This is a genomic window from Stratiformator vulcanicus, from assembly GCF_007744515.1.
Taxonomy (GTDB): domain Bacteria; phylum Planctomycetota; class Planctomycetia; order Planctomycetales; family Planctomycetaceae; genus Stratiformator; species Stratiformator vulcanicus.
In genome coordinates, this window is record NZ_CP036268.1 from 4,412,069 (window position 1) to 4,427,579 (window position 15,511).

Annotated in this window: 12 protein-coding genes; 7 read left to right on the forward strand and 5 right to left on the reverse strand. The window is 60.3% G+C overall.

The annotated features are described in order from the left end of the window. Nucleotides 1–37: 37 nt before the first annotated feature. Nucleotides 38–1,537: an SDR family oxidoreductase gene (locus Pan189_RS17580; protein WP_145365390.1), complete on the reverse strand. Its 1,500-nt coding sequence runs from the start codon at nucleotides 1,535–1,537 to the stop codon at nucleotides 38–40. 294 nt (nucleotides 1,538–1,831) lie between these two features. On the opposite strand from Pan189_RS17580, the gene Pan189_RS17585 reads away from it, so the two are divergent. Beyond that, nucleotides 1,832–2,452 carry a hypothetical protein gene (locus Pan189_RS17585; RefSeq protein ID WP_145365391.1) on the forward strand — a complete coding sequence of 207 codons (621 nt, stop codon included), beginning with the start codon at nucleotides 1,832–1,834 and terminating at the stop codon, nucleotides 2,450–2,452. Nucleotides 2,453–2,535: 83 nt separating this feature from the next. Here Pan189_RS17585 and Pan189_RS17590 read toward each other — a convergent pair whose 3' ends face one another. Further along, nucleotides 2,536–3,945 (reverse strand): polysaccharide biosynthesis/export family protein, encoded by a 1,410-nt coding sequence (locus Pan189_RS17590; RefSeq protein WP_145365392.1) that lies wholly within the window; start codon nucleotides 3,943–3,945, stop codon nucleotides 2,536–2,538. A 382-nt stretch (nucleotides 3,946–4,327) separates the two neighbouring features. Between Pan189_RS17590 and Pan189_RS17595 the strand changes: the two genes are divergently transcribed. The 6 genes from Pan189_RS17595 (at nucleotide 4,328) to Pan189_RS17620 (ending at nucleotide 12,227) form a co-directional block, all read left to right on the forward strand. Then, nucleotides 4,328–4,945, forward strand: coding sequence for a glycosyltransferase family protein (locus Pan189_RS17595; protein WP_310820722.1), 618 nt, complete (start codon nucleotides 4,328–4,330; stop codon nucleotides 4,943–4,945). Then, a complete protein-coding gene (locus Pan189_RS17600) occupies nucleotides 4,935–5,606 on the forward strand; it encodes a TIGR04282 family arsenosugar biosynthesis glycosyltransferase (RefSeq protein WP_145365394.1) in 672 nt (223 codons plus the stop codon). Before Pan189_RS17595 ends, Pan189_RS17600 begins: the two co-directional genes overlap by 11 nt. A 205-nt stretch (nucleotides 5,607–5,811) precedes the next feature. After that, entirely contained in the window at nucleotides 5,812–6,324 is a 513-nt protein-coding gene (locus tag Pan189_RS17605) for a sigma-70 family RNA polymerase sigma factor (protein ID WP_310820724.1), read from the forward strand. Between the two features lie 60 nt (nucleotides 6,325–6,384). Then, nucleotides 6,385–8,082 (forward strand): FecR family protein, encoded by a 1,698-nt coding sequence (locus Pan189_RS17610; RefSeq protein ID WP_145365396.1) that lies wholly within the window; start codon nucleotides 6,385–6,387, stop codon nucleotides 8,080–8,082. Nucleotides 8,083–8,162: 80 nt separating this feature from the next. After that, nucleotides 8,163–10,697, forward strand: a complete 2,535-nt coding sequence (locus Pan189_RS17615) for a PSD1 and planctomycete cytochrome C domain-containing protein (RefSeq protein ID WP_310820727.1) — start codon at nucleotides 8,163–8,165, stop codon at nucleotides 10,695–10,697. 93 nt (nucleotides 10,698–10,790) lie between these two features. Then, entirely contained in the window at nucleotides 10,791–12,227 is a 1,437-nt protein-coding gene (locus Pan189_RS17620) for a DUF1501 domain-containing protein (protein ID WP_145365398.1), read from the forward strand. 133 nt (nucleotides 12,228–12,360) lie between these two features. On the opposite strand, the gene rpsN is transcribed toward Pan189_RS17620, so the two are convergent. From rpsN to Pan189_RS17635, 3 genes are all read right to left on the reverse strand, one after another. Then, nucleotides 12,361–12,630, reverse strand: a complete 270-nt coding sequence (gene rpsN, locus Pan189_RS17625) for a 30S ribosomal protein S14 (RefSeq protein WP_145365399.1) — start codon at nucleotides 12,628–12,630, stop codon at nucleotides 12,361–12,363. 76 nt (nucleotides 12,631–12,706) lie between these two features. After that, entirely contained in the window at nucleotides 12,707–12,874 is a 168-nt protein-coding gene (locus tag Pan189_RS17630; RefSeq protein WP_145365400.1) for a DUF2256 domain-containing protein, read from the reverse strand. Between the two features lie 91 nt (nucleotides 12,875–12,965). Then, nucleotides 12,966–15,476: an outer membrane protein assembly factor BamB family protein gene (locus tag Pan189_RS17635; protein WP_145365401.1), complete on the reverse strand. Its 2,511-nt coding sequence runs from the start codon at nucleotides 15,474–15,476 to the stop codon at nucleotides 12,966–12,968. Nucleotides 15,477–15,511: the final 35 nt, after the last annotated feature.

Consider the following 15,511-nt stretch of genomic DNA (forward strand, 5'->3'; position numbering starts at 1 on the left):
AGTGATTTCCCTATGCGTCTGCGATTTCGACGCAGCTTTAAGCAGCGTCGATCTGGGCGGGGTCACTCTTAGCCTTATTGGCGGCGGCTTCAGCTTCGTCGGCAATTCCATTAAGCAAGGAGCCGAACACAAATGCGTGCAGTGGCATGACCGAATACCAATACAACAGCCCGAAGAGACCCTTGGGGCGAAATCGCGCCACCAGATTCAGGCGTGATGATTCTTCGCCCGTCGGCTCAACTTTCAGGTCGAGTTCTGCCTCGCCGGGAACGATCATTTCAGCCGCGAGGACGAGATGATGGCCGGGGACGATTCGCCCGACCCGCCAAAAGTCCAACGCCTCGCCATAGTTGACCTCCACGGGATCGCGGCGGCCACGTCTTAATCCCGGTCCGCCGATTAACTGGTCCATCCAGCCCCGCAGCCTCCAAAGCCACGTTCCGCCATAATATCCCCGCTCACCGCCGATACTCGAAGCGGTGCGAAAGGTGATGTCGGCCGGAGCATTGACGTCGATCGAGCGGTTCTCCGAAAAGACCGTCCCGCCGCTCCAATCGGGATCGCCCTTCATTTCACCCGCCATCGACCAGATCGTTTCGATGTTTGAGCCGCGGGTCTTGCTCAATGCCGCGGAGATCGCCGTGTCGACGTCGTATAAATCTTGCGGCATCAAGCGAGCGGCTCGATCGTCACGACAGACGGTGCGGTTACGCAGCCCCTCGGCGAGCGGTCGGGCAATGTCGCGATTGACCGGCGTGACGAAATCGATCCACAGCGAACTGAGCTTCGGCGTCAGCACGGGCACGGGAATGATCCAGCGACGGCCGAGCCCCCGCTGCTTGGCCATTTTTCGCATCAGTGTTTCGTAAGGCAGGATTTCAGGCCCGCCGATGTCGAGCGTTTCGCCGATCGTCTGCTCTTCATCGAGGCAGGCGATGAGGTAGTGGATCACATTGCGAACGGCGATCGGCTGAGTTTCGGTCCGCACCCATTTGGGCGTGATCATCACCGGAAGCCGTTCGACGAGGTACCGCAGGATTTCGAACGAGGCCGAACCCGAGCCGATGATCATCGCTGCGCGAAATGACGTCACCGGTACGCCACCTGACTCCAGCGCCGCTTCGACTTCGCGACGAGACCTAAGGTGCTGGCTCAGGTCTTCGCCCAGTTCGCCCAAGCCTCCGAGATAAATAATCCGTCCGACGCCGGCGCGCTCCGCAGCCGAGGCGAACGACTCGGCCAGCTTTCGATCGTGATCGGCGTATTCCCCGGCGGCCGAAATCATCGAGTGGATCAGGTAGTAGGCCGCGTCGCACCCGCTCATCGCCTCGGCCAAACCGTCGGTGTCCTCGACGTCTCCCTCAATGATCTTTAATTGCGGATGATCGACCCACGGCCGCTGTTCCAGTTTGGCGGCACTGCGAACGAGACATCGGACTTCGTAGCCCGCCTCGAGCAAACGTGGCACGAGTCGCCCGCCGATATAGCCGGTCGCTCCTGTCACAAAGAGTGGGGCCTCGGAATGTCGTCCGCTCATTTCAATCCCGTTTGTCGATGAAAGACTTGGCCGACAATCTCAACGCCGCAGCAATCATTCCCGAAGTGAAATCTCCGCCAATGCGGCCCCACGTGTTGACGATTCATTGTTTCGCGAAATGCTTCTTCGTCCATCGAAGAGTTGTTGCGGGGCTTCATTGCCCCTCAGTTTGCGGCGAGGCGGCATAAATCTTGCCCCTTCAATCAGTTGTCGCCGGAGCTTGCTTCGAAGTCCGAAGCCGCGGCGGCTGAGTCAGTAACAATGGCTCCTCGAAACCTCAGAGGAGAAAATACCATGAAAAGTGCAATCTCGTCAGCGACCACAGAGACGCAACGTGAAGACGAGCAAGCCTTTATCGTCGCCACGTTCAAGACGCCCTCGGAGGTCGATCGGGCGACCAACACGCTCGCAGAGATGGGCGTTCCGCCCGACGAACTGACGGTGATCGACGATGCCGGCACATTATCGCCCCAGTTGGTCGAAGCGCGACCAAGCGGAGCCACGGCCGTCCGTTATCGCGAATCAGGCAGCGTCGTTTATATGTGCGCGGTCGCCGCAGTCGGGGGCGTGATCGGTTTGATTGCGACTTCGGGGATGGGGAACGTCCCAATTTCGATGGTCTCCAGCGTGGGCGGTGCGATTCTCGGAGCGGCCCTCGGCTACTTCCTCGGCCGGTTCGTGTTCGGCAAGTTCGACGACGACTCGCAAGGACTGATGAAGCACCTCGACGCGAAAGGCCGAATCGCTGTCGTCATCCAGCCGACCGGTGAAGAACGGCGGCCGACGCTCGGGCCAAACGCCACGATCGACCAGGTTTGCTCAAGGCTCGTCGAACAGGGGGGCCGCTGTGAATTGCTCTATCGGCCGCGACCTCAGTCGACAGCGGCCAAAGAAAAGCTGGCGTCTGCGTCCTAAGTCCAATCGACGGGAACCTCAGCGCAGGGGCAACGTGAATTAATCGCTCAGACCAAATTCCGTCGGCATCAGTGAGATCGGCATCAGTTGAAGACGAGTGCCGAGGAGACGCCCAGAATCAGCCCTTCGAAGACATGTCGTTCGAAGAAGGCGGCGATCGCTTCCTTCTTCGTGTACTGCAGCACGAGGTAGTCACCCGGTTGAATCACCACTCGTTCGACCGGATCGTGGACCGCTTCATAAAGATCTATTTCGATCGGCAAGTTGGTTCCGTCCGGGCGTGGGCGGAGAATAATCATCTTGCTGGCGCCGACCGTCACGTCTTTGTTCAGTGCGGAGAACCCGCCGATGGCTCGGGATTGACCGTTGTTGCCATTTGACTGGCCCTGCACGATCGCGAGCGCCTCGAGCGGATCGATATCGTAATCGCGGGGCAGTTGAAACTGGCCGCCCCCTAGCAGACCGCCGGTGTAGAAGAAGTCATCGACGCGTGATTCGATGTAAACGACGTCTCCGTCTGCGAGGATGATGTCCGACTCGCTGAAGTGCGCTTCGTTGCCGGGAAACGCTCGCAGCGGGATTCGCAGCACTTGGGGAGCCCCCGATCGATACCCGCCGCCTTGAAATGCCAGCACCTCGGGATGCGAGGCGAGTTCGTCTGGCAGGTTCGGATCGCCTGTCGATTGCGGCGCGACAGAGTGGCCCGCCCAAGGGAACCCGTCCGGGCGGCATTGACCACACATGGCTCCGCGAACCACGCAAACCGTGTTCTCTGCGTCCAGTCCGGGCAGACCTCCCGTTGCCGCAAGAGCGTGCAACACGTCGTTTTCGTAAGCCGGAAGTTCGACGACGCGCCCGATTCCGCGACGAACAATTCCGAGTCCGTTCGAATCGGCACCAAGGTCGATCGCCGCGTCCTGCCCCGCTTCCTGGCGGATGACAAGAACCCGATACGTGCGGCCCTTCTGCAGCGTGACTAGAACCGGTACGCGGGTAACGTCTGGACGCAGCAGTTGAAGTTCGTCGGTGAAGACCCGCCGAATTCGCTCGCGGACTTCGTCCAGCGTCAGGCCTCGCACAGGAATCGCCCCGGCGGCGGGCAGACTGATCGTGCCGTCCCGCTCGACCTCGATCGGATAGCCGAGCGACGGTCGAAGATCGCCACCATTTGGCGTCAGAACCGGCGGGACCGTCCCCTCATTGCCGAGGATACCCTCGATATAAATGCCGAGGACATCGCCGCTGTCGACGCGATAATCGGCCGGTTGCGATTGCCGCAGCCGCGACAGATCGATCAGTTCCTGTCCCGTCCGTACCGACGCGCGATATTGGGGCGGTAACTGGTAAGCAGGCACGCCGACGATCGGACGGAGTGCCGAACAGCCTGAGCCGACCATCATCCCCACGAAGCAGATCAGCATCGCCATTGACCGAGACGCCAGTCGCGAATCGAATCGGGCGTGACGCAGGGGCGTGTTGGCGGACCGTAGCATGGCGAACCTGAATCGTCGGGTCGCAGCCGATGATACGCACCGGGCGAGTTGACCGAATCTTTCTCTCCCGCACTCCCGTGAGAACGGTTACTTTCGTTATGATCGGCAAAGTTTGCCAACCGCTTGAACTTGGCTGTTCGAACCGTTCGTCAATCTTGCCGCAATATCGCTGACTTTGAATCACTGACGCGACGGACTGCGGAGAACAATTCACTTGGCATCGGCTTCGGTTTTACAGAATGATCGATCGGACGATGTCCATCGCGCGCGAACCGTCGATGTCACAATCATTGTGCCGGTCGGGCCCGGCGATCGTCCAAGCGTTGGACTCTTCGAAACTCTGAGCAGTCGGCCCGACGGTATGCCGGTTCGATTCGCCGGCGTGGACAAGCCCGAATCTTCGATCGAAACGGAAATCGGACAATTACGTCGCCGCGGCCCGGTCGAATGGATCGTCACGTCCCCCGGGCGAGCGGTTCAGCAGAACGCGGCCGCGGCCTCATCACATTCGACCTTCCTGTTGTTCCTGCACGCCGATGCGCGTCTGAGCGACGATGGTTTCGAACGGCTGCTTCAGTGCCTCAGGTCCGATCGCGCCGCGGTCTGGTACTTCCACCTAAAATTCGCTGCTGATGGGCCTTCCGCCAATCGTCTCAACGCAGCCGGGGCGAACTTCCGATCGCGATGGCTCGGCCTTCCCTTCGGCGATCAGGGGCTGTGTCTCAGTCGGAAATCGTTCGAGCAATTGGGACGCTTCGACGAAACCGCACCGTATGGCGAAGATCACCTGCTGGTCTGGTCTGCGCATCGAGCGGCACTGCCGGTGCGAGCCGTGCCTTCGACGATCGAGACCAGCGCGCGTCGTTATCAAGATCAGGGTTGGCTGCGCACCACCACTCGCCATGTCAGCTTAACGATTCGACAGGCGCTACCGGAGTACGCGAAACTGATCGCTCGAAGAGTAAGGACGTTTCGGGGAGAGAGCGGGCATGGAGAATGACGGCTGCATCGTGGCGTTCGTGAAGTCGCCCGAGTATTCGCCGGTTAAAACCCGCCTGGCCTCCACAATCGGTGACGCCGCCGCGCGACGATTCTACGAGGGGGCCGTTTCCGCCACGGAAGCCTTGCTGGTCGAATCAGCACGGCGGTTTGCTATCTCGCCACTGTGGGCGGTTGCCGAAGAGGACGCGCTCGATGAGCCTCGGTGGTTGAATCTTGCGAGAGTCCCACAGGGCGATGGTCCGCTCGGCGAGCGGCTTGATCGAGTCTACCGCGACGTGCGACGCCGGCACCGATTCGCCATTTTCATCGGCGCGGATGCCCCCCATCTGTCGCTTTCGGTGATCGAAGAGACCGTCACGGCGATGCAGGACACCGGCTCGGCGTTCGTCATCGCTCCCGCCGACGACGGGGGATATGTTCTATTCGCGGGTCGCGACCCATTGCCCAACGCCGCTTGGACCAACGTCCCGTATAGCGACGAGGCGACGGCGAGGCGTTTTACTCAGGAACTTCGTCAGCACGGAACGGTATCGCAGCTTCCAACGCAATTTGATGTCGACGATGTCGAAAGCCTAAAGCGACTCGCGGAACTCGATCCGACATCGCTCCTGCCAGCTCAACGCGAGGCCATCCGTGCCGCAAAAACCTATATTCCCTAAATCGATTCACTCCAATGATTAAAGGCGATCCTGAGGCCGACGCATCGAAACTCGTCGAAATATGGGGAGTAGGATTGGTCGAGGGCGTACGACTGTGTCATAGCGGCTGTACTTGGGGGCATCCCAAGTCAGCCTTTCGGGAGAATCCCTGAAATTGATTGGGCCGAACGTGGGACTGCGGACACAAACAAGTCGTTCGAGCGATGTGTCTTATGACACGTTTCTCCGGCTTTTTACCGCGGACCGCGATCGCTTGTTCGCTTACATCTTCTCATTGTTGCCGAGGCGTGCTGACGCGGAAGACGTGTTTCAGCGATGCAGCCTGATCTTGTGGAATAAGTTTGATCAATTCGACCCGGAGGAAAGCTTCTTCGCGTGGGCTTCCGGGGTTGCCTTCTATGAAGTGAAGAACTTTCTGCGTTCTGCCGGCCGAGAGCGGCTGCACTTCAGTGTCGATTTGGTCACGCAGTTGGCTGAGGATCGTCGGAATTCGGAGTTCGAAGGCCGACGCGTCGCCGCTCTGGAGTCGTGTCTCGAAAAACTTGCGGAGCGTGACCGCGATTTGATTCGCGCCGCCTATTGGACGCGGACACCGCTCAACGAAGTGGCGGTTGAAGGAGGCATGGCCCTTCAGTCAGTGTACAATCGGCTCGGACTGGTGCGCCGGCGACTTTTTGAATGTGTCCACCGGGAAATGGCCGATCCGTTGGCCCCCTGAAGATTCCGCGTTTCACAACCAGCGCGGCCGGAAGCAATCCGTTTCACGGACTCGATAACAATGAACTCCGAATTTCACCGACTTCTCGACAAACTCTGCGATGAGCGGATCACGCCCGGAGAGCGCTACAAACTCGAACAGATGCTGTCCTCCTCCGCGGAGCTGCGGGCCGTCTATCTCGATTATGTCGACCTGCACAGCACGTTAGGCGATCTCGCTCCCGCCGAAGTGCTTCCGGAGCCTTTAGTCGACAGCGAATTCGCAGTCTCGCCAACACCGGCCCGAAAGCGTCCTGCATCGCGATTAGGATTCGTGGCAGCCGTGGCGGCGCTGTCACTCGGCTTCGGTTATCTGCTCCCGCATCCGGGCTTCCTGCAGCGGGATAGGCAAGTTGAATCGACCGGCGAACAGCCGACCGAAGTTCCCGAGGGCATCGGTCAGGCGAATACGGCGGAAGTGATTGCCCACGCGGCGGCAAGTTTCGGCGGCAGGTCCGATCGCCTCGCCGTTGGAGATACGCTTGAACCTTTGCACGAATACGTGCTGACCGGGGGCTTGCTCAGCCTGCGTTTTGCATCAGGAGCCGAAGCGATCCTAACCGGACCGGCCGTCTTCCGTATCGGCGGCTCGGAGGATCTCGCGCTCGACTTGGGCGGATGCTCGTTACACGCACCCGACGGCGCGGAGGGCTTCACGATTCGCACACCGAGGGGAAACGTCGTCGATCTCGGAACGCGCTTCTCAGTTGATGTCGCTGAAAACGGCGAGGCCGATCTGACGGTCATCGAGGGCGCCGCCTCAATCGCCGTCGAAGAAATGCTAGTTTCCGAAGCCGACAACGCAACAGGCAACCAATCGGTCGTTCTCCGTGAGGGCGAAGCGATGCGGTTGCCGATTGCGGACAAGAAAACTCCGACACCGATTCCGTTTAATGCCGAACGCTACGTGACCGCCCTTCCCGATCGCGTGCTCTCCTACGTCGCCGATGTCGACGCGGAGGGTCATGCACGTCGGCTCGAATCGGTCGACGTGCAACGTGATGGCCGCGTGTTGCGTTATGTCACCGACCGGCTGATTGCCGCCGAGGTCGATCACTACGCATTCGGCGACGATCGAATCACTAACGCGGGACAAGTCGGCGTGGTAGTCACGCCGACCTCCGATCCGGAGTCGAAACTCATGGAAGGAGCATCGCGAAGACGTTTGATCGGGCGGCCCTTTGACTTGGCGACCGGCGTTATCAACCCCGGCGGCATTCGCGCGGATGTCGAAGGCAAGCTACCCTCACTCGGCGACGCTCCGCTGGGATTGGGAGTTCGATTCGAAATCCCCGTCGTCAACGGCCCCGGACCCGACGTCGTGCTGTTCGATTTACACGTCGTTAGTCATGCCGTCGGAGGCGATACGCTGCTGGTCCGAAATTGGTCGGCATCGGCCGATCGCGAGAGGTCTCTTCGAATCGACAGATTCGATATCGACGCCACCCATCCGGCGGCCGAATATCTGACAGACTTTCGCCTGCATTGGGCGACCAGGCCGATGAGATCGATCGCACAACTATCGAATGCCGAACTGGTCGCCGGACCACAACACGCGGTTCGGGCACAAATTCTTGCCGTCGGGATCGACTTGAGCGATCTCGGTGTCCCTGCCGGGGGGAGTGTCGACCGACTGTTAATTCAAGATGACCTTGAGGTCGAAGATTTCGTCGACCCGGTCGTCGTTGTCGGCCTGCCCGAAGACTCCGCCCTCCGGTGACTCACGCACCGAATCCCCTGCCAAATCGATCCCATCATCACGCTACGACGAAGCCAGCCATGACTGATCGAGCGAAAACCATGTCAATTGTCGAACCCTTCGCGGGCTTGAGCCGCACGCGCGGATTGAAACCGCTTTTGGCGTTGCTCTCGTTCGTGGTGATGTCACTCTGCGCTGCGACCGCGCCGGCCGAATTGAATGCGGAGCAAACGAAGTTCTTTGAGGGCGAAGTCCGACCGCTCCTGGCAGCCAAGTGTTTTCGCTGTCACGGCGATGAGCGTCAGCGGGCGGGATTACGCGTCGACAGTCTCGAAGGCCTGCTCAAGGGGGGCGAAGCCGGGCCGTCGATCGTGCCGCATAAGCCGGACGAAAGCATGTTCGTCGATGCCATCCGGTACGAGTCTTACGAAATGCCGCCCGACGGGAAGATGTCGGACGAAGAGATTTCGATCCTCGTCAAATGGGTTGAGGACGGGGCCTATTGGCCGGGGGTTGATGCCGAGGCCGCCGCAAAGGCTGCCGCACGAGCCGCCGGGGAAAGTCCATTCGATGAGGACGATCTTAATTGGTGGGCGATTCAACCGATCAGCCAACCGACCGTCCCGCACGTCGGGGAAGCAGAAACCGACGGCAATGAGATCGACGCATTTATCACTCGCAAACTTGCCGACATCGGGTTGGAGGCCGCCCCGCAGGCTGATCGCGCCGTATTGCTGCGACGGGCCTACTTCGATCTGATCGGCCTTCCGCCCACACCCGAAGAGATCGATCGATTTCTGGCCGATGAGCGGCCCGACGCCTATGAGCGGATGATCGACGATCTGCTTTCACGACCGGAATACGGCGAGCGTTGGGCTCGGCACTGGCTCGACCTCGTGCGTTACGCCGAGTCCGACGGCTTCCGCCAGGATGCCTATCGCCCCGGTGCCCATCATTATCGCGACTACGTGATCCGGGCTCTGAATGACGACATGCCCTACGACCAGTTCGTGACCGAGCAACTCGCGGGGGATGAGATCGCCCCTGACGATCCCGACGTACTGGTGGCAACCGGTTATCTGCGGCTCGGTTCGTTCGAATACAACAACCGCGACGTCGTCACGCAGGACGAGGACATCTTAAACGATATCACCGACGTGACGGCCGACGTCTTCCTCGGGCTGGGGTATGGGTGCGCCCGTTGCCACGATCACAAATTCGATCCGATTCTGCATGTCGACTACTACCGGCTTAAGTCGTTCTTTGCGCCGCTGGTCACCAAAGATGTTCCAGCAGTTGAGGCGGAACAGGTCGAGCGACACGCCGAACGGATGGAGGCTTACAAGAGCCGCGCGGCCGATATCTTTGCGGAATTGGATAAGATCGAACGGGGGCGGCTCGCCACGATTCGCACACTCGAATTGAAGAAGTATCCCGAAGAACTTGAGGCCCTCGTGAAACGATCTGCCTCGCAGTGGTCGCCGCTCGAGCAACGTCAGATTGCCCTGATCGAGCGACAAATCGTGATCTTTCAGAAGCAGCGGGACAAGAACAAGTACATCGGCTCGAAGAACAAAGCCCGTCGGGCCGAACTGCTGAAAGAACTCAAAGCGATTAAGAAGGCCGAAGGGCTCGAGCGTCCTGAGGACCTGCCGATGATGAACGTGGTTGCGGAGATCAATGACGCCCCGCCGGCGACATTCGTCCCGGGCAAGCCGCATCTGGGCGAAATGAAACCCGGATTTCTCAGCATCCTCGACGATACACCGGCTGAGATTGCTGCCCCCGTGGGCATCGCGGAATCATCAGGCCGTCGAACGGCTCTGGCCGCTTGGATTACCGATCCGAATAACCCGCTCCCCGCGCGGGTGATGGTCAATCGTCTTTGGCAGCAACATTTCGGGCGGGGGCTGGCCGCCTCGACGAGTGATTTCGGCAAGCTCGGTGAACCGCCGACACACCCGGAATTGCTCGATTGGCTAGCGGGTGAATTCATCGCCCGCGGCTGGAGTCTGAAAGAAATGCACCGCCTGATGATGACCAGCGCGACGTATCGCCGGTCTTCGGTGCCGGTGTCTGCCGAACAAGTTGCGATGATCGACCCCACGAACCAATGGCTCTCACACGCCAACGTTCGTCGCCTTGATGCCGAGCAGATTCGCGATTCCGCTCTGGCCGTCAGCGGGGAACTTCGATCAAGGCAGGCGGGACCGAGCGCCGAGGCCTCTCGACCGGTCCGGTCGATTTACACCAAGGTTTATCGCAACACGCGCCCCGATGTACTTGATGCTTTTGACGCCCCGATGGCTGTGTCGAGCCTGCCGAAGAGGAACGTTACTACGACCCCGACTCAGGCGCTGCTGATGATCAACGGGGCCTGGCTCCGCGACCGCGCCGAGCATTTCGCCAAGCGAATCCGTCCCGTCGCCGACCATGATCCGGTCGAGGGCGTGAATCGGGCTTATCGACTGGCATTCGGTCGCTATCCCACCGAGGTGGAGCAGCGACTTGCCGTTCAATTTCTTGAGCGGCAGTCGGACCTCCTTCCCGGCGACGACCGCGCCGGCTGGAAGGCCGCGCTGACCGATTTCTGCCACGCCCTGCTCAACGCCAACGAATTTCTGTACGTGGACTGACTCACTAGTGACGACCCCGGTGCGTAATCTGCCGAGCTCGTCACCAGCAAATAAATGGCGCCTCGCGCCGGTCTGAATGAGACGAGAATCATCATGACAAACCGAAACTCGAATAGTTTCCGACACGCCGTGCCTCAGCCGATGTCGCGCCGCGACATGCTCGCGCGAAGTGGAGCCGGATTCGGAGCATTGGCCCTCAATTCGATACTGGCGAACGAGGTCCTGGCCTCACCAAGTACGCCCGGTCCGCATCACACGCCGACAGCGAAGAACGTGATCTTCCTGTTCATCGAAGGTGGGCCGAGTCACATCGACATGTTCGATCCGAAGCCGGAACTCAACAAACTGGCGGGGCAAAAACTCCCCGACAGCTTTGAACCGGTCATCCTCGCAATGGGGGAAGACGACGCCCCGCTGCTCGCTTCGCCACGCAAGTGGAAGCAGCATGGCGAAAGTGGTCTTTGGTTTTCTGACTGGTTGCCCCACCTGTCGACCTGCGCCGACGACATGGCCGTGATTCGCTCGTGCATGGGCGACGGCATCAATCACAGCACCGGCATCTGCCAGATGAATACGGGCAGCCCGCTGGCCGGTCGCCCCTCGCTGGGTTCATGGGTCAATTACGGTCTCGGCTCCGAGAATCAGGACATGCCCGGTTTTGTGGTGATGACCGACGCCAAAGCGGGCGGCAAGGAAGTCGTCAACGGCCCGAGGAACTGGGGGCCCGGATTTATGCCCGCCGTTTACCAGGGGACGAAACTCAGCGGCGGCAGCGAGCCGATCCCGAACCTCCGGCCGGCTAAAGGCATGTCGGACGCCCGCTTGGAATCGGAATTGGAATTCCTCGACACACTCAACCGCCGACACGCCGCCGAGCGAACCGGGCAGAGCGAACTCGAAGCCCGCATCGAAAGCTATGAACTGGCATTTCGAATGCAGGCCGCCGCGCCCGACGCCGTCGATTTAACAAGAGAAACCGAAGAGACCCGCAAGCTCTACGGCTTCGACAACAAGGAGACCCGGCGCTTCGGCGAAATGTGCCTGCTGTCGCGTCGGCTCGTCGAACGTGGCGTCCGGTTTGTGCAGCTTTACCACGGCACCGGCAACAAGTGGGACACGCACTCCGGCCATGAGAAAACCGCTTCGAGACTCTGCCGCGAGATGGATCAACCGGTCGCGGCGCTACTGAAGGACCTTAAGCGGAATGGCCTGCTCGACGAGACGCTCGTCGTGTGGGGCGGAGAGTTCGGCCGCACGCCGCAAAGCGAAAAAGGGGATGGCCGCGATCACAACCCCTACGGCTTCACGATGTGGATGGCCGGCGGGGGCGTCAAAGGGGGCCAGGCGATCGGCGCGACCGACGAGATCGGCCTGCACGCGGTCGAACACAAATTGCACGTGCACGACCTGCACGCCTCCATCCTCTACGCCCTCGGCCTCGACCACATGAAGCTCGAGTACTTCTACAAAGGCCGCCCCGAGCGTCCTACGATCAACGAGGGCGAGCCCTGCATGCAGCTCTTCGCGTAACACGAAGCGTCACTCACACTTCGCCTAAGCCTGACGCATGCGTCAGGCTTAGTTTGCTATACGAAAAAAGGCGGCGCGACTGATGTCGCGCCGCCTCTTCTTGTTCGTTCGATGATTCGCGCGTGCGAACCGCCTACCAGCTTGCCTTGTGCATGCCGGGGATCAGGCCGTCGAGAGCCATTTCGCGGAGCATGATGCGCGAAATCTGAAACTTGCGGTAGTTACCCCGCATCCGCCCCGTAATGCGGCAATGTCGGCGATAACGCGTGGGGCTGGAATTGCGCGGCAGCTTTGCCAGCGCGTCCCAGTCGCCCTCTTCTTTAAGCTTCTTGCGGCGATCTTCGTATTTCTTGATGAGGCGGGCGTTCCGCTTCATCTTTTCAATCTTGCCTTTGGAGGCCATCAATCACTCCACAATTCAGAAAATCTCCCGCGAATTCGGGTCGCGTATGAAAGCAGGCTGCCGCCTGCGCGTCAAGTCAGCCGCGGGTCGTTCCGGATCGCGTTTCGCTCTTCGCGGCTCGCCGACACCTTCGACTGCAGTAAAGAACATTCGGCCAGTCGCGTTCCCATTTCTTCCGCCAGCGAAACGGCCTGCCACACTGCCGACAGGTTTTCTCGGGAAGATTCGCCCGGCGCGATGACATGTCGCCTCAATCAGCAGAACGGTCGTGTCTCGTTCCGGTGCGGATCGTGATGATTCCGGACGTTCCGGTCCAGTCGATGGGATCCGCGGCTCTACCGGGCCAACTCGTCGAGTCGCTCGGCATATTCTTCGGCCTGATCCGAGTCGGCGCTGACGCCGTCAAGCAGAGCCCGCTCCAAGCGGCTTCGCCACTTCGGTTGAGGGTCGAGTTCGTAGGCAAGACGGTATTGCGAAACCGCTTCGTCGATCTCGCTTCGATCGGTCGCGATGTCGCCCGCCAAGGCCAGTCGCTCCGCCTCATCGAGATCACCCTGTTCGCCGGAGGCGAGCCGCCGGGCATCATCGCCAGAGCGATAAAATTTGATGTAGTCGGGCGCGACCGAGACGATGCCGGAATCACTCGCGTGGAGATTGCCGAGAACATGTTCGCGGGACGTCTTCTTGCGACTGAGAATCGCACCGCTCCTGGGATCTACCTCGACGATTGAAGCATCGCTGAGCGGCAAATAGGCCAAGCCCGCTTCTCCAGCGAGCGGTTCGCCAGTCGGAACGGTCCCGTCCGGCCACTGCTGATGAAATTTCTGCTCGCCCGTTTCGGGATCGAGGCCCGTGAAATGGCGATTGCCGAAAACCGAAACCAGTCCGTTCTCGGCAGCCATAATTCGACGACCATCCTTGCGGGACCGTCGCCAGTGAAGTTGCCCGGAACCGAGTTCGAGGCAGTGTAATTCGTTGTTTTCCGGGGTCGCGACAAACACACGCTCGCCTGCGACGACGAGTTGCGACTGATCCCATTTGTCCGTCGGGCCGCTTACGTTGGCCAGGTTCTGAAGTTGCTGGCGGTTGAACCGTCGGTTGCGTCGACCCGAAGGTGCCGCCGTCCGGGGATAGCGGTAGGCCCACTGGAGCGATCGGGTCGTCGGATCGACCGCCACGATTCCCCCGGCCCCGGTTGGACAAATTAAGTTTCCGCCGACGAGATGAGGGGTCACTGCGCTGTTTCGCCGGACCGGGTCCATTCCGATCGCCACTTCGATCTGTCCGATCTCGACCGACCAAGTCAGTCGGCCGGTGTCACCGTCAATTTCATTCAAAAAGATCGATCGATCGTATTCGGTCAGGGCGAAGAGCCTCGAACGCTCCGCGAGCGGCGTTCCCAGAAAATCATGCCCTGCCAGCAATGGTTCAAATCGGCTCGAGGGCCCGCCAACCTGCCAGAGAATTTTGCCTTGGCAGGTGCGATCAGCCCGAAGCGCTGTGAGAACCCGTCCATCCGACGCGAACGAGACCGATGACTTGCCCGGGGCTTCGTTTCCATCTCTTTGCTGGACGACGAAACCGCCGCCTACCGGCCCGTTAAACGGCATGGCTAGTCCACCGCCCCGCCAGACGCCTCCGAAAAGAAGTTGGTTGCCGTTCGCAACCGGTGCCGACTTGTCACTCGAATGAAGACCGAATTGATTTTCGCTCGCCGGTTCGAGCAGGTAGGCGATACCCGGTCGGGCCACGATCTTCCCAGCCGGCGAATTCCCCCAGAACATGTCGTCATAATCGTCTCTGGTGGAAGCGGAGCGATAGCTCCACAACCGCTCGCCCGACTCGACAGCGATCGCGTCGAATCCGGAAATCGTCGGAAGCAGCAGCAGGTCGCCTGAGACGACCGCACTCAGTGTTGAAAGCGGCGCCACACCGGAGCGAATCGCCGAATCTCGAGCATCCGCAATATCAGCCGTCTCCGCGGGCAATAGTCCCGTCGTGACCGACCACTCCGCCACCCGAAGCGGGAGATCGTCGACCGACGCGTGCGACGAATGCGGCTGCGGAACACCCCGGGCGAAATGGCGAAGTAGGACGGCGACATCGGTTTCCTTGCCGTCGGCATTTTGATCGTCACTCGATGCCAATCGCGAAATCGCCTCCGAAAGTAATGGAAAGCGTTCCAAGAGGGCTTCGGCTCGGTCGAGGCGGCCCGAACGCACTTCTGCAACGACGGCCAACAGCGCGTGCTGCGGATTAATCTCAGATTGGTCGACCTGCTCCATGAAGCGCCGCATGCAATCGGCTGCTTCGCCGTGCCTCCCTCGATCCAGCAACGCCGCTGACAAGCGAAATAACGCGACATGCCCCGCCTCGGTCTGAGGGAAGAGTGTCGCCGCCCTAGTCAGCCCGGCGATCGAGCCTTCCGCAATCGCATCGTTGAGATACCGCTGCGCTGCGACGCCGAATTGGAGTTCATAAATCCGCTGCCCTTCGGGCGGCAATCCGTCGATCAACCGTGCCAGCTCGTGACGAAGACTAATGACGGCTTGCCCGTTCGACTTCGATGTCACAAACACATCGGACTGATCGACCGCATCAAGCAGAGTGCCGATCGCGCGGACGGCGTCGTCAAATTGACCTCTGGAGATCACCTCGCGCACCCGCTCGAGGTTGCGGCTCATATCCTGATCGATCGGGAGTTGGAGGCTGTTTTGGAGTTGCGACTCCGAAAAGAGCGTCCGCGACACCTGCGCGTGGGCGGGATTGTCGAGTAGCAGACAGATGGCGAACGGGATCGCCACGACCAGCACCCGCAGTCGGGTATCTAAGCAGTTTGAAATCACTGTCTGCGCTCTCCGCCTGAGTTCCAGTCGCACCA

Excerpts from the sequence above, each read along its gene's own strand:
- Pan189_RS17580 (WP_145365390.1), bottom strand. The coding sequence starts at position 1,537 with ATGAGCGGACGACATTCCGAGGCCCCACTCTTTGTGACAGGAGCGACC.
- Pan189_RS17585 (WP_145365391.1), top strand. The coding sequence starts at position 1,832 with ATGAAAAGTGCAATCTCGTCAGCGACCACAGAGACGCAACGTGAAGAC.
- Pan189_RS17590 (WP_145365392.1), bottom strand. The coding sequence starts at position 3,945 with ATGCTACGGTCCGCCAACACGCCCCTGCGTCACGCCCGATTCGATTCG.
- Pan189_RS17600 (WP_145365394.1), top strand. The coding sequence starts at position 4,935 with ATGGAGAATGACGGCTGCATCGTGGCGTTCGTGAAGTCGCCCGAGTAT.
- Pan189_RS17610 (WP_145365396.1), top strand. The coding sequence starts at position 6,385 with ATGAACTCCGAATTTCACCGACTTCTCGACAAACTCTGCGATGAGCGG.
- Pan189_RS17615 (WP_310820727.1), top strand. The coding sequence starts at position 8,163 with ATGTCAATTGTCGAACCCTTCGCGGGCTTGAGCCGCACGCGCGGATTG.
- Pan189_RS17620 (WP_145365398.1), top strand. The coding sequence starts at position 10,791 with ATGACAAACCGAAACTCGAATAGTTTCCGACACGCCGTGCCTCAGCCG.
- rpsN (WP_145365399.1), bottom strand. The coding sequence starts at position 12,630 with ATGGCCTCCAAAGGCAAGATTGAAAAGATGAAGCGGAACGCCCGCCTC.
- Pan189_RS17630 (WP_145365400.1), bottom strand. The coding sequence starts at position 12,874 with ATGTCATCGCGCCGGGCGAATCTTCCCGAGAAAACCTGTCGGCAGTGT.